This window comes from Nocardia sp. NBC_01503 (assembly GCF_036327755.1).
In the GTDB taxonomy this organism is placed as follows: domain Bacteria; phylum Actinomycetota; class Actinomycetes; order Mycobacteriales; family Mycobacteriaceae; genus Nocardia.
The window spans coordinates 635321-660855 of record NZ_CP109596.1 but is presented as its reverse complement, the minus strand read 5'-3'; the positions used below and the strand labels follow the sequence as shown (position 1 = coordinate 660855).

General features: G+C 65.9%; 26 protein-coding genes, 2 tRNA genes and 1 pseudogene. 16 read left to right on the top strand and 13 right to left on the bottom strand.

Annotation, left to right across the window (positions count from 1 at the left end):
- Positions 1-134: 134 nt before the first annotated feature.
- Complete coding sequence (locus OHB26_RS02980; protein ID WP_330182698.1) at positions 135-779, top strand: mycothiol-dependent nitroreductase Rv2466c family protein; 645 nt, start codon at positions 135-137, stop codon at positions 777-779.
- A 59-nt stretch (positions 780-838) separates the two neighbouring features.
- Here OHB26_RS02980 and OHB26_RS02975 read toward each other — a convergent pair whose 3' ends face one another.
- Complete coding sequence (locus tag OHB26_RS02975) at positions 839-1714, bottom strand: M48 family metallopeptidase (protein ID WP_330185475.1); 876 nt, start codon at positions 1712-1714, stop codon at positions 839-841.
- A 211-nt stretch (positions 1715-1925) separates the two neighbouring features.
- The gene (locus OHB26_RS02970; protein WP_330182697.1) at positions 1926-2933 is read right to left on the bottom strand and encodes a M48 family metallopeptidase; all 1008 of its coding nucleotides are present in this window, start codon (positions 2931-2933) and stop codon (positions 1926-1928) included.
- Between the two features lie 101 nt (positions 2934-3034).
- Between OHB26_RS02970 and OHB26_RS02965 the strand changes: the two genes are divergently transcribed.
- Together OHB26_RS02965 and OHB26_RS02960 are read left to right on the top strand one after the other, a co-directional pair.
- Positions 3035-3508: a ribose-5-phosphate isomerase gene (locus OHB26_RS02965; RefSeq protein ID WP_330182696.1), complete on the top strand. Its 474-nt coding sequence runs from the start codon at positions 3035-3037 to the stop codon at positions 3506-3508.
- A gap of 83 nt (positions 3509-3591) precedes the next feature.
- The gene (locus OHB26_RS02960; protein ID WP_330182695.1) at positions 3592-4404 is read left to right on the top strand and encodes an Fpg/Nei family DNA glycosylase; all 813 of its coding nucleotides are present in this window, start codon (positions 3592-3594) and stop codon (positions 4402-4404) included.
- Positions 4405-4533: 129 nt separating this feature from the next.
- On the opposite strand, the gene OHB26_RS02955 is transcribed toward OHB26_RS02960, so the two are convergent.
- On the bottom strand, positions 4534-5463 hold the full coding sequence (locus OHB26_RS02955; RefSeq protein ID WP_330182694.1) for a LysR family transcriptional regulator: 930 nt from the start codon (positions 5461-5463) through the stop codon (positions 4534-4536).
- Between the two features lie 239 nt (positions 5464-5702).
- On the opposite strand from OHB26_RS02955, the gene OHB26_RS02950 reads away from it, so the two are divergent.
- The gene (locus OHB26_RS02950) at positions 5703-6050 is read left to right on the top strand and encodes a DoxX family protein (RefSeq protein ID WP_330182693.1); all 348 of its coding nucleotides are present in this window, start codon (positions 5703-5705) and stop codon (positions 6048-6050) included.
- 66 nt (positions 6051-6116) lie between these two features.
- Here the strand turns inward: OHB26_RS02950 and OHB26_RS02945 are convergent, their stop codons facing one another.
- Together OHB26_RS02945 and OHB26_RS02940 are read right to left on the bottom strand one after the other, a co-directional pair.
- Positions 6117-7307 carry an FAD-dependent monooxygenase gene (locus tag OHB26_RS02945; protein ID WP_330182692.1) on the bottom strand — a complete coding sequence of 397 codons (1191 nt, stop codon included), beginning with the start codon at positions 7305-7307 and terminating at the stop codon, positions 6117-6119.
- 78 nt (positions 7308-7385) lie between these two features.
- Positions 7386-10091 carry a LuxR family transcriptional regulator gene (locus tag OHB26_RS02940; RefSeq protein ID WP_330182691.1) on the bottom strand — a complete coding sequence of 902 codons (2706 nt, stop codon included), beginning with the start codon at positions 10089-10091 and terminating at the stop codon, positions 7386-7388.
- Between the two features lie 112 nt (positions 10092-10203).
- Here OHB26_RS02940 and OHB26_RS02935 point away from each other — a divergent pair.
- The 8 genes and pseudogenes from OHB26_RS02935 to OHB26_RS02900 all read left to right on the top strand — a co-directional run.
- Positions 10204-10527: pseudogene (locus tag OHB26_RS02935) on the top strand (zinc finger domain-containing protein); the annotation flags it as partial.
- 95 nt (positions 10528-10622) lie between these two features.
- Complete coding sequence (locus OHB26_RS02930) at positions 10623-11045, top strand: hypothetical protein (RefSeq protein ID WP_330182690.1); 423 nt, start codon at positions 10623-10625, stop codon at positions 11043-11045.
- An 88-nt stretch (positions 11046-11133) separates the two neighbouring features.
- Complete coding sequence (locus OHB26_RS02925) at positions 11134-11349, top strand: hypothetical protein (RefSeq protein WP_153806104.1); 216 nt, start codon at positions 11134-11136, stop codon at positions 11347-11349.
- Complete coding sequence (locus OHB26_RS02920; RefSeq protein WP_330182689.1) at positions 11350-11775, top strand: PIN domain-containing protein; 426 nt, start codon at positions 11350-11352, stop codon at positions 11773-11775.
- 149 nt (positions 11776-11924) lie between these two features.
- Positions 11925-13328, top strand: coding sequence for an IS1380 family transposase (locus OHB26_RS02915; protein WP_330182688.1), 1404 nt, complete (start codon positions 11925-11927; stop codon positions 13326-13328).
- 183 nt (positions 13329-13511) lie between these two features.
- Positions 13512-14000 carry a DUF6301 family protein gene (locus OHB26_RS02910; RefSeq protein ID WP_330182687.1) on the top strand — a complete coding sequence of 163 codons (489 nt, stop codon included), beginning with the start codon at positions 13512-13514 and terminating at the stop codon, positions 13998-14000.
- Between the two features lie 46 nt (positions 14001-14046).
- On the top strand, positions 14047-14559 hold the full coding sequence (locus tag OHB26_RS02905) for a DUF6301 family protein (RefSeq protein WP_330182686.1): 513 nt from the start codon (positions 14047-14049) through the stop codon (positions 14557-14559).
- Between the two features lie 456 nt (positions 14560-15015).
- A complete protein-coding gene (locus OHB26_RS02900) occupies positions 15016-15534 on the top strand; it encodes a hypothetical protein (RefSeq protein WP_330182685.1) in 519 nt (172 codons plus the stop codon).
- Between the two features lie 300 nt (positions 15535-15834).
- On the opposite strand, the gene OHB26_RS02895 is transcribed toward OHB26_RS02900, so the two are convergent.
- Both OHB26_RS02895 and fdxA read right to left on the bottom strand, forming a co-directional pair.
- On the bottom strand, positions 15835-16278 hold the full coding sequence (locus tag OHB26_RS02895; protein ID WP_330182684.1) for a hypothetical protein: 444 nt from the start codon (positions 16276-16278) through the stop codon (positions 15835-15837).
- An 87-nt stretch (positions 16279-16365) separates the two neighbouring features.
- Positions 16366-16701, bottom strand: a complete 336-nt coding sequence (gene fdxA, locus OHB26_RS02890) for a ferredoxin (protein WP_330185474.1) — start codon at positions 16699-16701, stop codon at positions 16366-16368.
- A 112-nt stretch (positions 16702-16813) separates the two neighbouring features.
- Between fdxA and OHB26_RS02885 the strand changes: the two genes are divergently transcribed.
- Positions 16814-17743, top strand: a complete 930-nt coding sequence (locus OHB26_RS02885) for a LysR family transcriptional regulator (RefSeq protein WP_330182683.1) — start codon at positions 16814-16816, stop codon at positions 17741-17743.
- 40 nt (positions 17744-17783) lie between these two features.
- On the opposite strand, the gene OHB26_RS02880 is transcribed toward OHB26_RS02885, so the two are convergent.
- The 4 genes from OHB26_RS02880 to OHB26_RS02865 all read right to left on the bottom strand — a co-directional run bounded on the left by OHB26_RS02880 (position 17784) and on the right by OHB26_RS02865 (position 22481).
- The gene (locus tag OHB26_RS02880) at positions 17784-19085 is read right to left on the bottom strand and encodes a glycosyltransferase 87 family protein (RefSeq protein ID WP_330182682.1); all 1302 of its coding nucleotides are present in this window, start codon (positions 19083-19085) and stop codon (positions 17784-17786) included.
- 10 nt (positions 19086-19095) lie between these two features.
- Entirely contained in the window at positions 19096-20427 is a 1332-nt protein-coding gene (locus tag OHB26_RS02875; protein ID WP_330182681.1) for a phosphatase PAP2 family protein, read from the bottom strand.
- Positions 20428-20549: 122 nt separating this feature from the next.
- On the bottom strand, positions 20550-21365 hold the full coding sequence (locus tag OHB26_RS02870; protein ID WP_442942981.1) for a DUF1542 domain-containing protein: 816 nt from the start codon (positions 21363-21365) through the stop codon (positions 20550-20552).
- Positions 21366-21476: 111 nt separating this feature from the next.
- A complete protein-coding gene (locus OHB26_RS02865; protein WP_330182679.1) occupies positions 21477-22481 on the bottom strand; it encodes a diguanylate cyclase domain-containing protein in 1005 nt (334 codons plus the stop codon).
- A 425-nt stretch (positions 22482-22906) separates the two neighbouring features.
- Here OHB26_RS02865 and OHB26_RS02860 point away from each other — a divergent pair.
- Positions 22907-22977: transfer RNA gene (locus OHB26_RS02860), tRNA-Gly, on the top strand.
- Between the two features lie 40 nt (positions 22978-23017).
- Positions 23018-23094 (top strand) — tRNA-Pro (locus tag OHB26_RS02855).
- Between the two features lie 171 nt (positions 23095-23265).
- On the opposite strand, the gene OHB26_RS02850 is transcribed toward OHB26_RS02855, so the two are convergent.
- On the bottom strand, positions 23266-23940 hold the full coding sequence (locus tag OHB26_RS02850) for a GntR family transcriptional regulator (RefSeq protein WP_330182678.1): 675 nt from the start codon (positions 23938-23940) through the stop codon (positions 23266-23268).
- Between the two features lie 23 nt (positions 23941-23963).
- Complete coding sequence (locus tag OHB26_RS02845; protein ID WP_330182677.1) at positions 23964-24788, bottom strand: hypothetical protein; 825 nt, start codon at positions 24786-24788, stop codon at positions 23964-23966.
- A gap of 193 nt (positions 24789-24981) precedes the next feature.
- On the opposite strand from OHB26_RS02845, the gene OHB26_RS02840 reads away from it, so the two are divergent.
- On the top strand, positions 24982-25458 hold the full coding sequence (locus tag OHB26_RS02840; protein ID WP_330182676.1) for an NUDIX domain-containing protein: 477 nt from the start codon (positions 24982-24984) through the stop codon (positions 25456-25458).
- The last annotated feature ends 77 nt before the right edge of the window (positions 25459-25535 follow it).

Sequence of the window (25535 nt, the reverse complement as noted above, 5' to 3'; positions counted from 1 at the left end):
GGCTGCCGACGACGAGGCTGATGATCCGACCCTAGCCCGCATCCCGGGTGCCTTGGCGGAAATAACGGCAAGAAGGTGCATTGTTGTGCTGAAGGGCGGCCATGCCCGGCCGACGACTGCGAAAGGGATTACTCGTGAGTGACACCAAGAAGGACCGGGTCGATTTCTGGTTCGACCCGCTGTGCCCGTGGTGCTGGATCACCTCCCGCTGGATCCTCGAGGTCGAGCAGGTCCGCGATATCGACGTGAACTTCCATGTGATGAGCCTGTCGGTGCTCAACGAGGGCCGCGACGGACTGCCCGAGCAGTACCAGGAACTGCTGAAGACCGGATGGGGTCCGGTGCGCGTGGCCATCGCCGCCGCCCAGAAGAACGGTGACGAGGTGCTGCCCGCGCTGTACACCGCCATGGGCACCCGGCTGCACAATCGGCGCGCCGAGTACGAGACCGACGGTCCGCGCACGGACATGCTCAACACCATCATCGCCGAATCGCTGGCCGAGGTGGGCCTGCCCGCCGAGCTGGCCGAGGCCGCCACCAGCACCGAATACGACGAGGCGCTGCGGATTTCGCATCACGCGGGGATGGACAAGGTCGGGCCGGATGTCGGCACTCCGACCATTCACATCAATGGCGTCGCGTTCTTCGGACCGGTGCTGTCGCGCATTCCGCGCGGTGAGGTCGCGGGCAAGGTATGGGACGGCGCGGTCGCGCTGGCCTCCTACCCGCACTTCTTCGAGCTCAAGCGCACGCGCGACGAAGATCCCGAGTTCGACTGACAATCGCGGGTCCGGGCAAGAGCGGGATGGGCCCTCCGGTCGCGGCGGGCCCATCGGTGTCACTGACCGAAATATGTTGTGGTGTTCCCGTATCCGCTGTTGGCGGGCTGCTGTGGATAAGTCCCGTACAGTGCGGGCGGCTGCGCGAGTGACGGCGGTGCGGGCCGCAGGAACAATTGCCCGTGTTTACTGCGATCGCGCAGCGCCCACATACGCCAGGTCAGCACCGGATGGCTGGACAGCGCGTTCACGATCCAGATGAAGAAGCCCTTCTCCTGCGGTGCGCGGTCGGCCATCTCGTCGAATCCGACAATGGTGTTGAGGTATTTGCCACCGGCCAAGGTCTGCATCGCGGTGGGGGCGCCGGTATGGCGATTGCAGAAACCGTGGTTGTCGGCCGTGTACTCCTGGGCGCGAATCAGCGAATTGCCGATAATGGGCAGGAACGGTCCCAGGAACATGCCCAGCTGCCGCCAGTACGACACATGGCCCGCCGCGATATGGCCTACCTCATGGCCGATGATGAACGCCAAGGCATCGGGTTGCCGTGCGGCGCCACCGATTTCGAAGAGATCGCTGTAGACGACCACGAAACGCCGGAATCCGTGCCCGGAGGCGAAGGCATTGATCTGACCATTGCCGAGCACCACATACGCGTCCGGAACCGTCTGCATTCCGAAGCGCGCGGCCGCCTCCTGCACCATGCGATAACCCTCGGGGAATTGGGTCGGCGACATTTTCACGCCATTCACCCGCTGGGCCGAGTACGTCATACCGCGGCCGAACCACAGCAGCATCGGCGCGAAGACGAACAGCAGCACATATTGATCGAGGCTGCCGGTCAACAGCAGCAGCAGTGCGAACAGGTATGCCAGCACGGTCAGCACCACCACGACCACGAGTAGCGGAATCTCCCAGCTGTGCCGGGCGGGCATACCGAATGGGGACAGCCCGCGGGTCTGCTGATGCGGGGGGATCTGCGGCGGCGAATAACCGGGCTGCGCAACCCATCCCGGCGGGCCCACCTGTGGATTCCAACCGGACATCCCCGTGACCGGATTCCATCCCGGATGACTGCTTGCGGCTGGAATCCCCTGCTGCGCGTACGGCGGCTGCGACTGATCGTCGGACGTCATGATCAGAACTCTATGTGGCAGGGGGAGCAGGACGCAGAAACAGCTTGCCGTGCCGGCTGCGATCGCGCAGTGCCCACATACGCCAGGTGTTGACCGGATGGCTCGCCTGGAGATTGGTGAGCCAGACGAAGAAGCCGGTTTCGGTGCAGGCGCGGTCGGCCATTTCGTCGAATCCGACCAGGGTGCCGAGGTATTTGCCCGCGGAGAGGGTGGTCATGGCGTCGGCCGCGCCGGTGAAACAGTAGCTGTAGCCGTGATTGTCGGCGGTGTACTCCTGTGTGCGACTCAACGCGGGGCCGAGTACTGGTATGAATTGCATGAGTATCGTGCCGAATTGCCGCCAATACGAGGCGTGCCCGGCCGCGATATGCCCGACCTCGTGGCCGATGACGAAGGCCAATGCCTCGGGTTGCCGTGCCGCACCGCCGATTTCGAACAGATCGCTGTTCACGACCACGAAGCGGCGGAAGCCGTGGCCCGCCGCGAAGGCATTGATCCGGCCGTTGCCCAGTACCACGTACGCGTCCGGCGTGTGCTTCATCCCGAATCGGGTGGCCGCCTCCCGCACCATTCGATACGCGTCCGGGAATTGCGTCGGCGATATCTTCACCCCCTGTACCCGCGCCGCGCCCCACTGCGAGCCGCGCAGGAACCACACCAGCATCGGGGCGAACGCCAGAATCGACAGGTACACATTGTCGGTGCCGCGTACTACGGCGTAAACCGCATAGGGATAGGCGAATACGGTCAGCGCGACGATAACCACCAGCAGCGGAATCTCCCAGCTGTGCCGGGCGGGCAAACCGAACGGTGACAGCCCGCGCACACCGGGATCCATCGGCATCAACGGTGGCAGCCGTCGCGGCCGGGTCTCATCCGGGACCACCGGACCCCATCCGGGCGGCCCGGTGGCCGGATCCCATCCGGTCAACCCCGAGACGGGATTCCAGGCCGGTCCATTGACCGTCTTATGGCCGGTCAATGCGGGCAGTCGTTCTTCACGGTCATGGGACGGCATGGCGCACCCTCGGGTCGGAGGCCGGATCGGGACACCTGTTATTCGCGTACCCGCTCACCCACCGTTAATGGTCGGCGGCACGCCCTGAGAGAATCGCTGCCATGCGCGTATACCTGGGTGCCGACCATGCCGGCTTCGAACTGAAGAACCACGTCAAGTCCCACCTGGAGTCCCAGGGCCACGATGTCGTCGACTGCGGCGCCCTCGAGTACGACGCCCTCGACGACTACCCGGCCTTCTGCATCGAGGCGGCCCGCCGTACGGTCGCCGATCCCGGCAGCCTCGGCCTGGTCTTCGGCGGCTCCGGCAATGGTGAGCAGATCGCCGCCAACAAGGTCCCCGGCGCCCGCTGTGCCCTGGCCTGGAGCGTGGAGACCGCTCAGCTGGCGCGCCAGCACAACAACGCGCAGCTGATCGGCGTCGGCGGCCGCATGCACAGCACCGAGGAGGCGCTGGCCATCGTCGATGCCTTCCTGGCCGCCGAATGGTCCGATGAGGCCCGCCACCAGCGGCGCATCGATATTCTCGCCGACTACGAGAAGACCGGCGTCGCCCCCGAGGTCCCCGCGTACTGAGTTCTTTCACCCTGGAATAGGCTGCGCCGCCGCGAATTTCGATACGCGGCGGCATATCTTCGCCCCGAGAAAGTCGGTGATCCGTGCCCGAAGGCCATACGCTGCACCGCCTCGCCGGACTGCACCAGCGGCGCCTGGCCGGTGGCACCGTACGCGTATCCAGCCCGCAGGGCCGCTTCGCCACCGAAGCCGCACGCCTGGACGGCCAAGTCCTGTCCAGCGCCGAAGCCTGGGGCAAACACCTACTGCACCACTATGATTCGGGCCTCGTAGTCCACATCCACCTGGGCCTCTACGGCAAATTCTACGAATCCCCGGTCCCAATGCCCGCCCCCGTGGGCGAAGTCCGCATGCGCCTGATCGGCGCGGGCAACACCGGCGACCCCTACGGCGTAGACCTGCGCGGCCCCAACACCTGCGAAATCCTGCTCGACCCCGAAGTAGACGCTCTCACGGCCCGTCTGGGCCCCGACCCGCTCCGCCCCGACGCCGATCCCGATCGAGCCTGGCACCGAATCAGCCGCTCCCAGCGCCCCATCGGCTCCCTGCTCATGGACCAGAAGGTCATAGCCGGAGTCGGCAATGTCTACCGCGCCGAAGTCCTGTTCCGGCACGGCATCTCACCGCAGCGTCCGGGTAATCGGCTGGATCGCGCCGAATGGGACATGATCTGGGCCGATCTGGCCGACCTCATGAAGGTCGGTGTCCGCCGGGGCAAGATGCACGTGGTGCGTCCCGAACACGACCACGGCGCACCGGCTTACGCCGCCGACCGCCCCCGCACGTACGTCTACCGCCGCCTCGGCGAACCCTGCCGCCTGTGTGGCGCTACCGTCTTCCATACGGTGATGGAAGGCCGAAACCTGTTCTGGTGCCCCGTTTGCCAGCCTGGTTGAGTACGCCGTGGCAGGCCAGTGGTCCGATCGGTGTCGGCGATGTCGTCGTCGGCTTTCCCGACGTCTTTCTCGGCACGGAGCTCGCACATCGGGAGGCGTGCGTCCGTCGTGCTCGGTAGTCGGGAGCGGCTATCGCCGTTCGGTCGGCTCGCTGAGGTCCCGGATCACCCGGGCGAGCGCGCGGGTGCGCTCGTTCTCCGCGTCGGTGCGCCACACCAGGGCGTAAGGCAGTCGCGGAAGACCGAGGACCGGGATGAAACGGATGTCGGGCAGTGACCAGTATTCGGTGACGTGCGCGGGGAACAGATGCACGAGTTCACCGGCCGCGATCAGCGCCAGGGCGTCGTCGGGGCTGGTGGCGTAGGCGCTCCGGGGAATCGGGCGGCCGCCGGGGGTGTGGAACGGCAAGTAGGCGTTCTCCCAGTATTCGGGCCAATCGGCCCCGATGATGTGCGGGACGTCGGCGAGGTCCTCCGCTGGCAACGACCCTCGTTGGGCGAGCTCATGGTCGGCGGCAACGGCGAGCGCGCGGGTATCGGAGAACAGGACGGGGCCCACTGTCAGATCCGGTTCCAGGATCGGCGTCCACACGATCAACGCGTCGATGCTGTCGTCCCGGAGCGCGCTGAGCGGATCGGTGATGACGGCGGGACGACGGATCTGCAGTTCCCACTGTGGGTGCCGGTTCCGGAATTCCTGCCAGTACGGTTGCATCGCCGACGTGTTGTACGGCATCAATCCGACGCACAGCCCGGCGTCCGAGCCCCGGGCCGTCGTTTGGGCCTGTTGAACGCATGCACGCAGCGCCAGGTAGCTCGGACGCAGGCTATCGCGCAGCTGCTTGCCGATCGGAGTGAGTCGCACACTGCGGCTGGTTCGCTCGAACAGCGCCGCGCCGATCTCGCGTTCCTGCTTCTTGATCGCCTTGGTGATGCTCGCGGGCGTGACGCGGAGCCGCTGGGCGGTCCGGCCGAAATGTAGTTCGTCGGCGAGCGTCAGGAAGATCTCGATGTCGCGGAGCTCCACATCGTTCCTGTCGTCGGTGGCCCGTTGCGGCATCGTCGGTATCCCGATGCCGCGCGAGCAGCAAATATAACCGGCCCGAGTAGCCGCCATCGCTGACGGCCGGGCAGGTCACACCCGGGCGGGCCGATTCGATCGTGAACCGCTGGGAAACGATTGTTGCCAGACGCGGCCTTGTTCGGCGCCGGGCGGACGCGCACGCTGAATACCGTCACGTGAATCCGCGCCGTGACTCATGCCGAAATTCCTCGGCCCCAACGGGATTGGAGAAAGTAATGTCCATCGCTCATGTCGTCGTCACCATCGTGGCGGCCGCCTGGGTCGCCTTCTCGGCGGTATCGATGTATCGGAAGGCTAAGTGGGTGGTGGAACCGCTGGCCGACTATGGCGTCCCGGAATCGTGGTGGTCGTGGCTGGCCGCCGCCAAGACCGCCGGTTGCGTGGGATTGTTGGTCGGCTTGGCGGTCCCCGCGATCGGGATCGCGGCCGCGGCCGGTCTGGTGTTGTACTTCCTGGGCGCCGTGGTCACGATCGTTCGGGCGCGCTCGTACAGCCACATCCCGTATCCGCTCATGTATCTGGTGCCCGTGGCCGCCGCGGCGGCGCTGGGGGCCGCGGCATGATCCGCGTGCGCGGTTCGAGGCCGCACATCCGACCCCGAACCGCGCACGCCGGAAAAGGCTCTCGCGTCAGTGGATTCGCTGCGGATCCAGGCCCAGCTCGGATAGGTTCATGGCCATCTTGCGGTGGACCGCCGGGATCCAATCGAGGGCGCGCAGTGCGGTATTGCGCATGCCGCGCAGGGGCGCGCTGCTGACGGTGGCGATGCGGGTCATCGTGTCGGTGAAGGCGACGACCTCCTCGGCGATGGGTCGTCGCTCGGTCTCGTAGCCCTCGAGGGTCGTGTCGGGGGCGCCCTCACCGATCACCGCGGCCAGTTTGGCGGCCAGGTTCAGCGCGTCCTGCAGTCCGGTATTCATGCCCTGTCCGCCGGCGGGGCTGTGCACGTGCGCGGCGTCCCCGGCGAGGAAGACCCGGCCGGCGCGGTAGTGCTCGGCGAGACGGTGGTGCACCCGGAACCGGGAGCTCCACACGATCTTCCGCACGACCGCCGGATCCGCTTGCGGACCGCGCTCGTTCAACAGGTTCTGTACATCGTCGTGATCGGGTGCGGGTGGCGCCTGGTCGACCGTCGCGACGATCCGATGATGGCCGCCCGGCAGTGGCGCGAGCACGGTCACGCCCTCGGGAGAGAAATAGAGCCGGATCTCCGCCTCCGGAACATCTCCGTCGAGCAGAGCATCGGCGAGGATGAACGACTGTGCGTAGGTGTCGCCCTGGAAGCCGATACCGGACTGCTCACGGACCAGGCTGTGCATGCCGTCCGTACCGACCACGTAGCGTGCCCGGATCTGGGCGCCGGATGTGGTTGTCGCGGTGACCGCGTCGGTGTCCTGGGTGAGTGTGGCCAGTTCGCAGGGGCGGATCACGCTCCCGCCCAGACTCGATAATCGCCGCAGCAACACCGCTTCGGTGACGTCCTGGGGAATCAGCAGTGTGTAGGGATAGTCGGTCGGCAGGTCGTCGAAGCCGACATGCAACAGGACACGGTCGCGTTCGCGGACCGTGGCGCGCGGCACGATGATGCCGCGGGAAACGAGTTCGTCGGTGATCTGGAGCTCGGTCAGCACCTCGAGAGTCCTGGCGTGAACCACGGCGGCGCGTGAGGTGTTGGCGCCCTCTGCCTGCTTGTCGATGAGGACTGCGGCAATACCCTTGTCGGCCAGCGACGCCGCGAGCGCCATGCCGGCCGGTCCGGCGCCGACGATGAGCACGTCCGTATGGCTGGGAAGAGTCGCCGTGTGGCTGGGAGAAGTCATACCGGCGACGCTACGGACGCGCGCTGGTGGGCGAATCCGTCAAATGACGGTAGTGGCAATCGGTTCCGGTAGGTCCGCCTAAGTCGTGACGTACCTTGCCAGCTCGGCTCGGGATGAGACGCCGAGCTTCGGAAATGCCTTGTACAGGTGATAGGCGACCGTACGAGCGCTCAGGAACAGCCGGGCGCCGATCTCGCGGTTGGTCGCACCGGTCGCGGCCAGCCGGATCACCTGAAGTTCCTGCGGCGTCAGTGCGGCCAGCGGATCCGAACCCGTGCGCTGAGCGGCCGAGGAGACCCCGCTCGCGCGTAATTCCACCGCGGCGCGTTCCGCCCACGGCGCCGCGCCCAACCGATCGAAGGTCGAGAGCGCGGACGCGAGCTGAGCTCGCGCTTCGGCGCGGTGGTTGTGCCTGCGCAGCCACTCGCCGTAGACGAGTTCGGTGCGTGCGTGCTCGAAGGGCTGGTCGTCCTGCTCGTGCAGTCGCAGCGCCTGCTCGTACAGATCGGCGGCGTCGCCATCGGTGAGCAGCGCATGGCAACGGTGCAGCACGGCCAGTGACCACGAATTCCCGGTTGCGCGAGCCCAATTGGCGAATCTGCCCAGCAAAGGGTCGGCCCGGCGCGGATCCCCCGTGCGGACGGCGGCCTCGACATAGTCCGGATAGGCGTAGCGCCAGACGAATCCGTGTCGCGCCGGTCCGGTCGCGGCCTTGTCGAGCCGAGCCAGCACCTGCTCGTAGCGGCCGAGCCCGGAATCGAGGGCTACCAGCGCCCAGGTGGCCCAGGCGTGCCCGGTCATCCAGGTGCCGCCTTCGGCCTTCGCTTCCGCGGCGAGTTCGTGGCATTGCTGCTCGTCACCCGCCACCGCGTGCACCCAGGCAGCCACCCCCGCGAGGTAGTGCTTCCAATACGGCTGACCGACATCCTCCGCCAGTCGTCGCGCCTCGAAAGCGGTGGCCCGTGCAGCTCGATGTCGGCCGCTGGCGAGTTCGGCGATCGCGAGCATCATCATGGCCTGTGGCATACGGCCGATACGGCCCGCCGACCGGCACAGGTCCACCGAGCAGGTCGCGTCCCGGACCATGCCGGACACATCGCCGCGGGCGAAGCTGAGGTAGGCGGCCAGGACATGCAGATCGAACGGAGCGTTCTCGAGCTGTCCGAGACCCCGAGGCGCGATATTGACGGCGAGCGGGTCGCCCTCCAGGAGCAGACGGATGTCCTGGACGAGTGCGTGGACCGATCCGAGCGGGCCGGGTACCACCGGAGTGAGTTGCTCGGTCTCCCGAGCCAGCGCGATCTGGTCCGGGTGTGGGCGGCTGGACCAAATATAGATGGCAGCCCAGCCGAGCATGGTCAGCGCTGACGGCTCACCGCGGCCGGCCACGTCCATCGCCTGTATTGCTTCGTGGAGCAGCCGGGCGGCGTCGAGTGGGCGACCGGCGTCGAATGCGAGTGCCGCCCGCACCCGGGCCAGCTCGGCGGTGACCGTCGTCTCCACCTGCCCATTGTGGGTCGCCGCATGCTGTACGAGTTCCGCAGCGCGCAAAGGTATTCCAGCATCCCATGCGGCGGAGGACGCTGCTGCCCAACGCCGGACCGCCACGCCGGGATCGGGAGTGAGTTCAGCGGCGCGGGCATAGGCGCTGGAAACGGCGATCTGACCGCCGCGGCGCCGCGCACGCTCCGCGGCCCGGTCCAGTTCGTCGGCGACCACCGCGTCGGGGGCGACGGCGATCGCCGCCAGATGCCATACCCGGCGGTCATCGTCGACGTTCTCGGCCAGCGCCGCATGGGCGGCCATCCGCTGGCCGATGTCAGCGGTGAGCCGGGTCGCGGTGCGCACCAACGGATGCCGGAATTCGACGCCGGTGATGGTGACACGGACCAGGTCCGCCCGTTCAGCGGGTGCGAAGTCGGCCATCGTGTGGCCGAGGGCGAGCAGGGTGCGCGATACCGGCGCCATGTCGCCGGTATCCTCCAGCGCCGCCACCAGCAGGCACAACCGGGTCGACGGCGACAGCGCCCGGATCCGCTCCCGGAAGCCCGACAGCACCCGATCCGAGGGCGGCTCGGCCACTCCCAGTGCGTAGGCGAACGGCGTGAAGGCCCCGGCCCGCTGCTCGGGGGTGAGCATACGAGTGAGTTCCAGCAGCGCGAGGGGATTGCCGCCCGCCTCGTCGACGATCTGGTCACGCACCACGGGCGCGAGCGCACCGCCTGAATCGGCGAGCGCGCGCGCCGCCACCCGATCCAGTCCCGGCAGTCGGAGTTCGGGTACTCCGGGTGCGAAGAAGGCACGTCCGTCGTCACGGGCGGCGAGGATCAGGCTCACCGGCTCGCTGTGCAAGCGCCGCGCCGCGAACAGCAGTGCGTCGGCGGATTCTTGATCGACCCATTGCGCGTCGTCGATCAGGCACAGCAACGGTCCTTCCGTCGCGAGGTCGGTCAACAGGTTCAGCGTGGCCAGGCCGACGAGAAACCGGTCCCCGAAGCTGGTCTCTCCCAGGCCGAGGGCGCTGCCCAGTGCGTTCGCCTGCTGCTGGGGCAGCTGCACGAGTTTCCCGAGAACCGGACGCAGCAGGACTTGCAGGGCGGCATAGGGCAATGCGGCCTCGGATTCGACTCCGGTCACCCGCAGCGTCCGGCAGTGCGCGGTGCTCTCCGCGTAATTCAATAACGCAGATTTCCCGATTCCGGCAGCACCGCGCAGGATCAGGACTCCCGGACATCCCCGGGCGGCCCCGGCGAGCAGCTCGCCGATCGAATCCTGCTCACTCATACGGCCATACAGCATCTGCCCGTCCCGACGTTCGGAATCCCTCGATCATGAAGACCCTAGGCCCTGATCGGCGGATGGCGCATTTCACAGGTGAACCAATGGGGCCCCGACCGGAGTCGGGAACGTCTATCGCGCGGAAGTGCTTTTCCGGCACTGTATTTCGCCGCAACGCCCGGGCGCGCAGCTCACTTATGAAGAGTGGCAGGCCATCTGGGATGACCTGGTCGACCTCATGAAGGTCGGTGTCCGGCGCGGTGTGATGGTTGTGGTTCGCCCCGAACACGACCACGGCGCGCCGTCCTATGCCGCAGACCGTCCTCGTACCTATGTTTACCGGCGGGCGGGCGACCCGTGCAGGTTGTGTGGCACGACGGTGCTGGCCTCGGTCCTGGAGGGTCGAAACCTGTTCTGGTGCCCCACGTGTCAGCCCCGCTGAACTGCGCCTCCGCAGGATCGAAAGTCCAGCAGTTGCTGGAACAACGGATCGGCCGCCTCGACGCTGGCCGAGTGTAGCTGTGATGGAGTGGGTGAATGGTTGAGGACGACAACGTTCGCCGAATCTACGGGGCTACAAGCCCATTGATGGTGACCGGGCGTGCTGTGACGGATCCGAGCGAGCTCAGCGAGCGTGAGTACCTCGCGCTGTTCGCCAAGCGGCCTGGCATGTATATCGGCCGCGCCACATGGCATGGGGTGACGGGTTTCCTCGAGGGGTACAACCAAGGCGCGGTCCGCCACGGTGGCCGGGGTCTCGATGGTTTCCGAGAGTGGCTGATTACTAACCATCTGGGCAAGGAGAGCAGTTTCAGCTGGCCAGGATTGATCACGCAGATCGCGTTGGCGGACCGAGACCACGTCACGCCCCTCACCGATGAACAACAAGCCCGTGCCCTCGCGGTGCTGTTCGATCTGCTCGACACTTTCTTGGCTGAACGCGAAGGCATGCATGATTAGCATCGATGTGTCCGGTACGGAGGCTGCCCGACGTATGAATGCCCGCTGAACTGCTGGACTACCGTAAGTATGGCGGTATGCTCGCGGTATGTCCGATATGACCACCATCAAGGTGCCCAAAGCTGTTCGGGATCGCTTGCTCGAGGTCGCAGCGTCGAACGGGTTAACCCTGGGGCAGGCGCTCGATCATCTGCTCGGCAAGGTTGGTGCGCGGCCGAAGCCTACGGTTGGGGGCTATCGCAGTCAGCGTCCACTTTCGGCCGAGGAGATCGACCGGGAGCTCGGCCAGGGCTTCGGGGCCTAGATGACGATAATTGTCGACACGAGTGCAATCCTCGCCTTGTTCGATGAGGCGTACGCCGAGCACAAACAACTGGCGCAAATCATCGCTAAAGCCGATGAGCGACTTGTGGTTTCGCCGATGGTTGTCGCCGAGGCGGATCGCATGCTCTACACCCGGCTCGGGTCCCGTGCGGCGCACGACTTCGCCTCCGACGTGGCTGGCGGCGCGTATGACCTGGCGGCGTGGACATCCAACCATCACGCTGCGGCTCTGACCATCCTCGACCGTTATAGCCAGGACTACGTCGGGATCACGGATGCCTCGAATGTGGTTATCGCTGATCGAGAGCGTACCGACCGAATCATGACGCTCGACCAGCGCCATTTTCGGACGCTACGTCCGTTGTGGGGCTTCGATAGCTTCGTTCTCTTGCCATATGACTCTTAGCCGAACCCGGGTCGGCAGGGGTGAACTTAGCCTGAATCCACCGAAGTTATCTGCGGGTAGCTTTACGCTGGAATAGCGAAAGTGCCTCTGAGCTGGGATGATTGATGTTCTCACGCATTAATCAAGACCAGGACAGGCAGGCACTTTCAGTGCGATTGTTCCACACGTTCGCCGGGGACTCGGCGCGGTTCGACGACGACAACCTCGTGTCGGTTGCGGGCTTGGTGCCGGTGATGACTTTGGCCGAGCAAACGGGCCTGACCAGCATGTTGGCCGAGAAAGTTGTGATCGCCTCGCCGCGGATCCGGTCCGGTTCGGCCAACCTCGCGCCGAAGCTGGCCACGCTGATCGCCGGGATGTGCGCGGGCGCGGACTGTATCGATGATATCGATCTGCTGCGCAGTGGCGGGATGAGCGAGTTGTTCGATGGCGTGTATGCGCCTTCGACGGTGGGAACCCTGTTGCGGGAGTTCACTTTCGGGCACGCCAAGCAGTTGGAGTCGGTGCTGCGCGAGCACCTGCTCGCGCTGGCCGCCCGGACCGATCTGCTGCCCGGCGCGCCGGGGAGAGTGTTCGTGGACATCGACTCGCTGCTGCGCCTGGTTTACGGCCGCCAGAAGCAGGGCGCGTCCTACGGGCATGCGAAGATTGCGGGGAAACAGGTTCTCCGCAAAGGACTTTCGCCTTTGGCGGCGACGCTCGGCACCGATCTCACCGCCCCGGTGATCGCGGGTATGCGGTTGCGCGCCGGGAAAACCGGCTCCGGCAAGGGTGCCGCGTCGATGGTCACCGCGGCGATCGGCACCGCCCGCGCCGCCGGGGCGACCGGCACGATTCTGGTGCGTGGCGATTCAGCCTTCGGCACCCGCAAGGTCGTGCGTGCCGCGCTGCGCGCGGGCGCGCAGTTCTCGCTGGTGATGACCCGCAACTCCGCGGTGAACACCGCGATCGGCCAGATCCCGGACTCCGCGTGGATCCCGGTGAAGTACCCGGGGGCGGTGCGAGACCCGGACACCGGCGGGTGGATCTCCGACGCCGAGGTCGCCGAAATCTCCTACACCGCTTTCGCTTCCACCAAAGACGAGACCACTGCCAGGTTGATCGTGCGGCGCGTGAAAGACGCCCGCTACCCCGACGCGTTGTTCCCGATCTGGCGGTACCACCCGTTCTTCACCAACTCGCAAGAGCCGGTCGCCGACGCCGACATCACCCACCGCAAACACGCAGTGATCGAAACCGTGTTCGCAGATTTGATCGATGGCCCCCTGGCCCACATCCGGTCCGGGAAATTCGGTGCCAACTCCGCCTGGGTCCTGTCCGCCGCGATCGCCCACAACCTGCTACGTGCCGCGGGCATCCTCACCGGCGGAAAACACGGCCGCGCTCGCGCGGCCACCCTGCGCCGCAAGATCGTCAATATCCCCGCACGACTGGCCCGCCCACAGCGTCGACCGATCCTGCACCTGCCCAGCCACTGGCCCTGGACCGATGCATGGCTCACGTTGTGGCACAACACAATCCGATACACACCACCACAACCCGCCACCACCTGACCACCCCGGCCCCCAACGCCCCCGACCCGAGATCCACGTGGAAATGCTGGGCAGACCAGCGGCTACCCCACACCTGAAACCCGCTGGTCAGCGCGCCTTCGGCGCGCGGACCAGCCCGAAACCCGAATCGGTGGATTCAGGCTAAAATGGATAGGTCATCGAACAACGGAAAGCGCATATCCTATGTACGTTGAGAGTGACAAAATCGAGCACATCATCGCGGTCGCAGCATCGTTCGACTGGACTTGGACCGAAGGGGACCTTCCGCTGCTGAGCGAGGCGCTGGGATGGCGCGGAGTTCTCCACCGAACCAACGCTACGACCACTCTGCGCACCGACCTCGTGGCAGCGCAGTCCCAGGTGTATTGGCGCGCGTGGGATAAGGGCGGTGTTCGCCACATGATCATGGTTGTAACGGATAAGATTGACTCGAATGATGTTCCAGCGATGGAGCGACTACTCGATGATTTCAGGAGCCTGGTGGTGCGGTTCTCCGCTGTCTTGGGCTCGCCACACTGTAGCCAACAGGGACCTGGGTCGAGCGTGCGCTGGGATCGAGCGAATCTGGTTGTTCGACTTTTTGTGGCGGACGGTTATATCAATCTCCATCTGGTCAACCCTGCCTATCAGGAGTGGCTTGATACCCCGGAAGAGTTCGAGGTGTACGAATGATCTCCGGGCAATTAGAACCAGTCAGGTACTAATTCCGTGTGGTGCTGTGGAACAACTGGAGAGCACATATCTTTTGCACATTTTGAGTGACAGAGTCGAGAAGATCGTCACCGTCGCAGCATCGTTCGACTGGACCTGGACCGATAACGACCTCCCATCCCTGTGCGAGGCGCAGGGGTGGGAGGTCGTTCGACGTACCAGCGATACGGCTCTACTCCGTACTGACCACATGGCTGACCGGCCCGAGGCGTACTGGAGCGAGTGGGATCTGGGCGGCGTACGTGACGTGATCATGGTTGTCACGGACAAGGTCGACACGAGTGATGCTCAGGCAGCGCAGGAGCTGCTCGGCGAATTCGATAGGCTTGTGAACAGATTCACCGCGGTCCTGGGTTCGCCGCGTAGCGCCCAATGGGGACCTGAGCCAAAGGTGCTCTGGGATCGAACGAATGTAGTCGTCCGGCTTTTTCTACTGGACGGCTACATCAATCTCTACTTGGTCAACCCCGCCTATCAGGAATGGCTGGACACACCCGAAGTGTTCCGGACATACGACTGACTTCGGATTGATGTCGGCCCGATCGTGTCATCGGCTCACTCCATCGTGCTGCACTCGTTGAGGAAGGACGAAACCTGTTCTGGTGCCCCGTCCGACAGCCTCTTGAGAGGGCATGAGGAGTCAACTCCAGCGCTTGCGGCTGGTCATCGGTGTGCTGGTGGGTTCGGTTGCAGTCCAATAGGTTCCGTGAACGCTTGTTCCCTCTCCGAGTGACTCGACCGGCGGTCCCGACGGGGCCTTGTTCGGAGAGATTTGCGGTACGCCCTGCGGAATCATGCTTAGCACGCTAAGTTGGTCGCACGTCCAGGTGCTGGTACCGGGAAGGAACACCTCCGCTACTCGAACTCGATTGTTACGCAGCGTAATTCGAGTAGTGGGTAGACAGCGGCGGAGCGATAGGTGACGGCCGAGCGCATGCCTCATCCTCCGGCGAGAACCACACGAGAGCAGCTATTCATGCAAAAGACCGTTTTGACCACCGCCTTCATCGCCATCGCACTCGCCGTCGGGGCGGGACCCGCGGCAGCCCTCCCGCTCACCGTGGAAGACCCGAGCGTGACCCAGGCTGACACCATCGACGCCGCGGCCCTACCGCCGGGCGAGTCCTGTCAGCAGGGTTTCCTCAGCGGCTCGGCCAAATCGGGCGCGACCGGTTCGGTCACCGGTTCGGCAACCGGATACCTCGGCGGTTCCGCCGCCGGACCACAGGCGGGTTCCGCCGCCGGGTTGTCCAATGGGATCTTCACCGCTCTGGCCAGTGGGTCCGGCGGCGGACTCGCCACCTGTGCCCTCGACGAGTTGGCCAACTCCGCACCCGACACCCTCACCGGCTCGACCAGTGGTCCGGGAAAGGGATACCTCACCGGCTCCGCGAGCGGATTCAACTCCGGTTCGAAGGGCGGCCTGCCGAGCGGGCTGGGGATGAGCGTGCTATCCGGCCTGTTCGGAGCGTTGACCAGCGGATCGAGTAAGTAGCCGGACCCGGCATCGATCCCTGCGCCGAGGCCGAGCTGCCTCATCGCCGGTATCGATGCCGGGAGCTCGATCGTCGTCGAGCGCGGGTGCTAGCTGCTTTGCCCGTCGAATGAATTGCGCCGCTTGTCGAGGGCCGTCCCGATCAGCGCTTCAGCTGCTTCGCCGGTCACGGACTGGCTGGCCGACAATTCGAAGGCACGGCCGTAGACGCCTATCTCTCTCGGCTGGGTGATACCAACCCACTTCACAGGAAGCCCCCGGCGCCTTCGCAACCGCGCCGGGGCCGAGTCTGTTCCGCGGCTATTGCAGACAGGGGGTTGTGGTGTCGGAGGCATTCACGACCATCGTCTGCACTGTCACGCTGGGCGCGCGGAACAAACCGCTGCCCGAGCCGAGGCCGACCAGTTGCGAGCTGCCGAGCACGCTCAAAGCCTCACCGCCCTCCGTGATGTCGCCGGACAGCTTCAGGGTGTGTTTGCCTGTCGTCGTGGGCGTCCATTCGACGTAACTCATGTTGTGGTCCTGCCAGTTGATCGGAATCACTACGCCGTTGTCCGTGAACGTGAGTTCCCCCCCGCGCGGCAAGATGTGCGACAGCCCGATCTCGTACGTCTGGCTGACATGGCACGGCCCGTTCTTCAACGTATCGGTGTGGATTTCGGTCCTGGCGGCCTGGGCCGACGGAGCGGCGATCACCAAACCGACCATAGCGGTGCCGAAAGCCGTTGCCAGCATGGACTTCACAGGACTCTCCTCGGGTCGAACCTACGGCGGCCAACCTAACACTTGTGAAGTGTTCGCGTTCCACTTTTGGTCGGGCCGCCGCGGCCCTCAGGCGCCGAGGTTCCGCACGTAGGCCGTATCCACCCCTAATACGCCGACACCGGCTGTGCCGCTGGGGTTTCCGAGCGGGTCCGAGCGTCCCGGCAGCGGCTCTTCGAAGAAGCGGGCGTTCTCGGTGATGAACTGTTCTTGCCCCGGGGGAATGTCGTCCTCGTAATAGATCGCCTCGACCGGGCAGACCGGTTCGCAGGCCGCGCAGTCGATGCATTGGTCGGGGTGGATGTAGGCCATTCGCTTGCCGATGAAGATGCAGTCCATTGGGCACTCCTCGATGCAGGCTTTATCCAGGACATCGACGCAGGCGGCCCCGATTACGAACGTCACTGTGCGCTCCTCTGCGATTTCGCGGTCCGCGACGTGCGGATATTCATGATCCTGCTGCGCTGCGGGGTGCGCGGGTAGAGACATCATGGTGCGCACGTCATAAGGTGCGCTTATGGTTCTGCCCGGGCGGACGCCCGATTTGGAAGTGCTCGATCTGCTCGCCTCGGTGGCGGAATTGGGCAGTCTCGGCGCGGCCGCACGGCGGCACGGCATCAGCCAGCCCGCCGCGAGTATGCGGATCAGCGCGCTGGAGCGGCGGTTGAATCTGCGCCTGTTGGATCGTGCGCGGACCGGGTCGGTGCTGACCGATGCCGGGCGAACGGTCGTCGACCTCGGGCGGCCGGTGCTGGCGGCCGCGCGGGAGATGTCGGAGGGGATCGCGGCGCTGCACAGCGATATCCGCCCGAGCCTGCGTGTGGTGGCCTCGACAACCATTGCGGACCACCGCATTCCGCATTGGCTGAACGCATTACGCAAGATCCACCCGGAACTGGCGGTGGCACTCGACGTCGCGAACTCGCAGCACGTGACCGCGGCGGTCCGCGACCGCGAGGCCGCCCTCGGCTTCGTCGAAGGTCCGCACCCGCCAACGGGTTTGGGCAGCCGCGTCCTCGCCGCCGACGAGCTCGTCGTGGTCGTCGCCCCGACGCATCCCTGGGCGACCCGCCGCACCCCGCTGACCGCCCGCGAACTCGCCGCCACCCCACTGCTGTGGCGGGAGAAGGGTTCCGGAACCCGCGACACGGTCTGGGCCACCCTCGAAATCCACGGCACCCCGGCACCACCCGCGGCCGAACTGGGTTCGGCCGCGGCGATTCTCACCACCGCCCGCAGCGGTGCGGCCCCGGCGGTGGTCAGCCGCCTGATCGTGGCCCACGAACTACGCGCCGCCACCCTCCGAGAGGTCCCCCTCGCCAACGCGGTTCCGCTGACCAGAAAATTCCGAGCCATCTGGCACCGCCAAACCCCGCCCACCGGTCCCGCCGCCGACCTGCTCGAGCTCGCGACCCGCATCGAGTCCAGCCGCGCGCGCAAACGTTAGACCGGTGGCCCCGCCGAAACGGTCCGGCGAGACGCGGCCGCTAGGCGCGGCCGAGTGGGGCGGAATCCCGCGATATTCGTGAGCGGGTTCGCAGCAGGTGGGTTACCGCGACGGCGATCAGGATGGTGGTGGCGATGATGTAGGCGTCGCCCGGGATGTGTTGCCACCAGGACCATTTGAGTTCCTGGTGGCTGCCGTTGGGGACGATTCCGGGGCCGATCAGGAAGACGGCCGCGAAGATCGCGATGGTGATGAAGGGGGCGCGGCTGGATTTGGTGGTGGCCCATGCGAGAGCTGCCACCAGGGCGGGGCCTGCCCAGACCCAGTGATGGGTCCAGGAGACCGGTGAGATCAGTAGCAGGACCGAGGCGTTCACGAAGAGGGCGGTGACGGACAGGATCGTGATCGAGGGTGTACCGGGGGAGTCCGGGCGGTCGGCTTGTTCGGTGGTGAACAGGTGATGCATCAGCGCCGCGCCCGCGACGACGACGATCATGCCGACGCCGAGCCAGACCGCGGCCGCGGCTGAATGCGTCAGGCCGAGGCGGAAGACCATGCCCTTGATGGACTGGTTGCCCACGTAGTCGGGGGAGCCGATGCGGTTGGTATCGCTGACCGCGTGCAGCCAGTAGTCCTTGGACTCCTGGGGGAACAGCAGGAACAGGCCGAGGACCACAGTGAGGGAGGTCGCCGCAGCGGTCGCCGCCGCTTTCCAGTCCTTGCGGATCAGGAAGTACAGGATGAAGGCCGCGGGGGTCAGCTTGGTCACCGCGGCGATGCCGACCAGGATGCCGCGCGGCCAGCGAGGCTTCTCGGTCAGGGTGTCCAGGGCCACCGCTGCCATCAGGACGAGGTTGATCTGTCCGAACCACAGGGTGGTTCGGACAGGTTCTATGGCCAACAGGATCACCACCGCCGAAGTGGTCAGCGTGGCTTTGGTGCGCGGGTCCAACTCGGGGCGCACCCGGGTCAGGACCAGCCAGATGGTTACGCCCAGGCACGCCAGGGAACTCGCCGTGACGAGTACCTCCGCCAACCACATCGGCGCCACCGCCAGCGGGATCATGAATATCGCCGCGGACGGGGGATAGGTGAAGGGCAGGTCGGTATGGCCCGCGACCGGCAGGGTCGGTCCGTACAGGGCCGAACCGTGGTGCATCCAGGAGCGGGTGACGACGCGATACACCTGGAGGTCCAGGAATCCGTGCAGCCTGGAGAAGATCAGCGCGATGGCAACCGACACCAGTACTCCGACCACGATCGGAACACGGGGTACATATGTTCGGTTGGCTGAATTCGGTTTACGCGGCAAACCGCGCTGCCCCGCCCGCGTCGTGATCATCAAGCAGACACTAACCTTTCGGCTTTCGCGCGAGTTGTCCGGATTGCCTTGTGGGAGTGGCTGTTCGATGGCCGAACCAGGTGCCGTAGAACACGAATGTAACCGCCGCCAGCGCGCCCAGAACGGCGAATCCGGCGGGCAACGGATACTCCGCCATGGTCGTCGCGAGGAAACGGTAGGACAGCAACAATCCGGCTAGCACCGCCGCGCCGAGCGACACGAGGAACACCCGACCGCGATCCCAACCACGCTCCGGATCACGCAGCGCCGACTCCACCGTCATGCACAACACCGCGCCCGCGACCAGATCGCAGCCATAGTGATAGCCGAAGCCCAGCGTCGCGAGCAAGGTGCAGACCAGCCAGATCGCTCCGGCCCAACGCAACCAGCGCGGTGCGGCACGGGTGTGGATGAACAGCGCGGTCGCCCACGCGGTATGCATGGACGGCATGCAGTTTCGAGCGGTGACGGTATCGAAGAGCATCGGCCGCGGCGCGAAATTCCAGGTGGGCAGCGTATGCGGCCAGTCGGAGAGCTGTAGCCCGTGTCCGAGCGGACCGTAGGCGAAGACCGGACCGACCACCGGGAACAGCACATAGCCCAGCGGCCCGATCACGCCCAGCACCAGGAACGTGCGCAGCAGACTGTGCCGGGGCCACGGCTCGGTGGTCACAGTGCGCAACTGCCACACCGCTACCGCCATCGCCGCCACCGGCAGTTGGATGTACACCACGTGCAGCACATTCGACGGAATCGGGCCGAGCCCATCCAGTGCGCGGCCCACCAGCCACGCAGGTTCGCCGAGCGCGCGATCGGCCAGTTGGACGTACTGATCCAGCACCCGCGGACCGTTGACGATGCTGACCATCAGCCAGGTGTCGGCAACTTTCGAGGCCATGATCAACAGCACGCCGAATGCGATGGCGTGCAAGGCGGTTCGCCGCGGCTGACCCTGCCACTGGGACACCGTCACCACGAGGCCGGTCAAGGCGAGGGTGGGTCCGGTGCCGATCGACACATGCCAGCCGCAGAGCGCCTGCACGCTCAGTGCGAGCAGATCCAGCACCGCGGCCGCGGTGAGGCTGGTGATCCGCAGGCGCGCGGGAACCCCCACGCAGGCCAGCCCGAGCCCGGCCCAGGACACGAATGCCGACTGCGGATTCAGCAGATAGTCGGCCAGCAGACTGCGCAGCGGGCCCATGGTCTCGTGCGTGGACGCCCAGACCTGAGTGGCGATCAGCAGTACCAACGCCGCGATCGATCCGGCGATGGGTAGCAGCCGTGAACCGACCCCGCCGCGAACCGACGAGCCGGGATCATTCACCTCGTGGTCGACCAGCACTGTCAATCGATAACACAGGGCAAACGGAGGCACAACTTCCGGTTACTGGAAAACCATCCAGGCAAACGAGCGGGAAACAGCGGTCGCGCCGCCGGGAGCCGCTCGTCCGTCGGATCGGCGGGTTAGAAGCCGCCGCCGTCGAAACCGTCGAAGCCGCCGAAATCGCCGTAGTCGCCGAAATCACTGCCGCCCAGATCGGATCGCGGGTCCGCGAAGCCCGCGTCGGCGAAGCCCGGATCGCCCCGGTCGTAGTTCTGATCCCCGGAGTCGTAGTTCTGGTCCCCGCCGTTGTTCCCGGCATCCAGTCCCGCCTGGTACCCGTCGCCATAGCCGCTCTCGAACGCGGTCGCGTCATACCCGACCCCGGACATCCCGGTGAACAGCGCGTCGAAGAGCAGTACCGACCCCACGCCCCAGGCGCCCGCGACCAGCGCTGTGCGCCACCACGGCTCGGAGTACCAACCGGCCGGAACGGGCCGCCCCGCGACCCGGCCGCCCGGGTAGTAGTTGGGAGTCCGCGCCGAGGGATCCGGTGAGGCTTCGATGCGCCGACCGTCGAAGTCGACGCTCCGGTCCTCGGTGACCTTGCCTGCGCCGCGCTGGCCGTCGAGTTCGGGAACGGCCGGTCCGAGGTCCATCCCCATGGTCGAACGCGCGGCACGGACGTAATAGAGCCCCTCGAGAGCGGTCTCCTTGGCGAGCCGGGCCTGCGCGGGCGTACTCGCCTGTTCGATCTGCGATCCCGCCGCATTGAACCGCTCACTCGCATCGGCGAGCGCCTGACGCGAGGGTTCGTCATCGCCGGTGAGGTTGTACACCTGTCCGCCGAGGCGTTCGATGACCCGCCTGGCATCGGCCTTGGCATCCGCGAGTTGAGAATTCGCGCGGGCCTGCCGACCGCGGCTGACCGCCAAGACCGCCAGCAGCGCGACCACCATGAGAACGAGTAGTACGACAACCGTAGCCACGATCCCACCCTACGCGGCAGTGTTGCCAATCAATTGCTACGTGCTGGTGTTACCCCTTTGACCAGCGTCGACCCAGGTCGCTCAGCCTGCTACTGCCGCGAATCGGGCGGTTGCAGGACCTGAGTCGACCTCCTCTGGGTCGAGTTCCGACACCGCGAACTGACGCTTACCCGCGGTCTTGGCCGAGTACATCGCACGGTCCGCACTGCGCAGCAGATCGGCGAAGTCGCAGTCCCGCCCGGGCGGGCAGAAGGCGGTGCCGACGCTGGCCGAGGCCGGGACGGGTCCCACGGCGGTGGGTACGGGTTCGCAGAGCACCGCGAGTACCCGCATGGCCAGCTCGCCCAGCGAATTGCGCCGAGCGGGCAGTGCGACCACGAATTCGTCCCCGCCGTAGCGGGCGATCACCGTCTCGGCCGGACAGGCCGACCGCAGTCGCTGTGCGATGGTGACCAGCACCTCATCGCCGACCGAATGCCCGTAACCGTCATTGATCTGCTTGAAATCGTCGAGATCGATGAGCAGCAGTCCGACGCCCCGCGCCGAATCGGTGGCCATCATCCGCACCCGCTCCTTGAGCAGTGAGCGATTGGCCAGATCGGTCAACGCGTCATGGGTGGCCTCGTGCCGCAGCCTGGTCTGCAATGCCGCGATCTCCTGCACCCGCACCGAAACCGCCTCGGAGAGACTGCGTTCCTGCTGTGCCAGGGCCCGCTGCTGCAGCGCCTCGGCATAGCTGTCGATGGCCTGACTGGCGATGAACGGCCAGCGGGTGGCGATCAGCGATCCGGGTTCACCGGGCGCGAGCCCGAGCAGCGCGCGACTGGCGGGTGCGAGCATGCGGGTGCGTTCGAACGGTGATTCGGCGAGTTGCCGCCCGATGGCGCGGGCCGCGGGCACCGGAAACGGTTCGGATCCGGCCAGTTCCAGCAGTTCACCGATGACGCGGCGGAATATGCGCTCCATATCCTCGGGTTGGAGTGCGGGCACGATGGAACCGGTTCCGCCGGGATGCACCGCCCGCGCCCATTCCCGGATGGTGGCCGTCACGACGGCGCTGGTGCGGGTGTCGATTCGGATGGGCATGCGCGCTCACCCAGCGAACGTGATGTCAGGCCCGGCGTCGCCGGTGCCTTCGGTGCCGGCGATGGTCCTGCTCACGCCGGTATTGCCCTTCGGATCGAACTCACTGACTCGCGGTTGGCATGTGTGGTGCACGCTCACCGCCCCCTTTCCAGATACCCCCGTCCGGACAAAAAGGATCCTAGCAAGCCACCCGGCATCGAAAGTCCCTGTTTCAGAACGGGTTCCCGACGCCTCGCGAATGGCGATCGGATGTGTGATCGCTACCGAGACCCAGGCGTTACACCCAATTTCCGCGAGTCCCCCGCGACGCGCCGCAAGCCTCGTCTACCGGGGCGAACAGGCCCGTATCCAGCCCGATTGGCATTGGGTGAGTGAGATTAGGTACAGTGCTCAACGCATGCATTCGGGTACTCCGAAGGCGGCATGCGGGTGTAGTTCAATGGTAGAACTTCAGCCTTCCAAGCTGATAGCGCGGGTTCGATTCCCGTCACCCGCTCTTCTCCCGTCGGGGAGCTTCGGCCCAGGCCGAACGGTCACGGGGTGTAGCGCAGCTTGGTAGCGCATCCGCTTTGGGAGCGGAGGGTCGCAGGTTCAAATCCTGTCACCCCGACCATCTTTCGATTCGCCGAGGTTCGATAGCCGGTCACTCGAGTGGGCCCGCGGGGCGAAAATCGCAGGTATGACGTATCTCTCGTCGAGCGCGGCGCGTCGGGGCGAGTTTCCCGGGGTGGCAATGTGTTTGGTGGTGGAACCCGGCGGATATGGCGCGGGGTGGGGGTGAGCCCTAGGGGGTGGGGTCCAGATTCATGCGGAACATGAAGGCGGAGTAGCGATCCAAGGGGAAGGAGAGATCGCAGACCATCACCACGCTGTTGTCGCGGCCGAGGAAGCGCTGGCGCACGCTCTTGACCAGATCGCCCGGCGGCGTATTGAGCCAGGCCGCATGGGTTTCGGCGGGGATTTCGTCGGCGATGGTCTCTTCCAGGAAGGCCGCGCCCGCGGTGCCTTCGATGCCGAGTGGTTGGTATGAGTCGGCGATGGAGATGGGGCGGCCGTCCTCGCTGGTGCGCGTCACCACATGGGTGATCTCAGCGCCCGGGTCCAGGCCCAGGGCCTCCGCCAGACGCTCGGTGGCGGTCATGCGCTTACTGCTGCGCTCGAACCGAACCTCCCGGTCGGTCTCCTGGTCGAAACTTGGTTCCGGACTTGCCATTTGACGCTGGGGAGCCGATCGCACCAGATCCAGGCGATCCGCGACGAAGGTGCCACGCCGCTCCACCGTGCGCACCAGACCCTGGTTGAGCAGCAGCTTCACCGCATGCCGAATGACGATCTGGGAGACCCCGTTGCGTTCGGCGATCTCGGCATAACTCGGCAGCCGGGTGCCGGGAGGCAGTGCGCCGGTACGGATCTGGCGGGCGTACTTCCCGGCGATGGCCACATACGCGGGTTCTGGCATGGCTCGGTCCGGGCCTTCGCCGACTACTTCGGCTGATCGGCCGGTTGCGCCTGCGGCTCGGTGGTCGCGGGCGCGGCCGGAACCGGTTTCGGCTTATCCGCCCACTTGGTGGTGCCGTCCGCGGCCTGCATGGTGGTGAGCAGATCGATACCGGCGGCGATCAGCGTGGGGCTGCCGAACGCGATCGAACCGATAATGCCGCCCACGGCCGCACCCATGGTGAGCCCGGGTACACAGCCGGCGGGCAGAGTGACGAAGCAGCCGATGGTCGCACCCAAGGCGGTTCCGATGAAGGTGCCGATGGTGGTGGCCAGGCCGAACTGGGTGGAGAAATCATTGAGCGCGCGGGTGTTCTCGTTCGGCGAGGCGATCGGCTTCACCGTGAGCGGCTGCGCGACCGTGACGCCCGCGGGCTTGTCCGGGGTGAGGACCAGGACCGTATTGTCCTTCTGCACCTCGGGTTTCACCGGAACGTTCACCCCGGCCAGGTGGAATTCGAGCGGCAGCGTGAGCAGGACGCCGCCCTGATCGTCCTTCACATCGACCACATTCACGATGTCCGCCGGATCGACGGTCTTACCGTCGGCCGCGGTGACCACACCGTCGTGTTCGGTCAACCGGGTGGTGGTGCCGGACGCGAGATCCGCGCCGAGGGCTTTGGAAAGCTCGAACGTGCCGCCCTTGAGAGTGGTGACGACCGTTTTGTCCACCAACTTCGCGGAGTACGCGATGTGCTGGGGTGCAGCGGGCTCGGCATTAGCCAGGCCGGTTGCCGCGGTCAGTGCGCCGATCACGAGGGAGGCGGCCGCGGTGGCGCTGCGGAACTCCATGCGGTATCCAATCGTCATCAGGTTCAGTCGAGATCCAACCAGCGAAGCTTAGTGGAACGCGCAGGGGCCGACCATGTTTCGGCCAGAGCGAATGCAGCGAAAATCATCCGGCGTTTATCGAGAACTTATTCATCTGACCGGTTCGCTGACGCGTCGCTCAGGATAGCGCCCCGAATGTGCGGCTGCCAGCCGAACGGGGCAAACTGCGCTCATGAGCCTCAGGTACAGCGCGGGCGTTCTGCTCTTCCGCCGCACCCACACCCTGGAAGTACTGCTCGGACATATGGGCGGCCCGCTCTGGGCGAAGAAGGACGCGGCCGCCTGGTCCATCCCCAAGGGTGAGTACGAACCGGACGAGGAGCAGGCACAGGTCGCCGCGGCCCGCGAATTCACCGAAGAGCTCGGCCTGCCCGTTCCCGACGGCGAATGGCTTGCGCTCGGCGAGGTCGAATACGGCAGTGGTCGCGGCCGCAAACAGGTCACCGTCTGGGCCGTCTCGGGTGACCTCGATCCGGCCTTGGTGGTCCCGGGCACCTTCGATATGGAGTGGCCGCCCCGCTCCGGTCGCATCCAGCAGTTCCCCGAGATCGACCGCGCCGAATGGTTCGACCTCGACCTCGCCCATGAGAAACTGGGCAAAGGTCAGCGGCCGTTCCTGGACCGCCTCGCCGAACTCGCGGGGGCCTAGCGGTCGACCAGGGGGGCCTGGCCTCCTGGGGCCGAGCCTTCCCTCGTCATCCCGGCATGCTTTCGGCCGGGATCCAC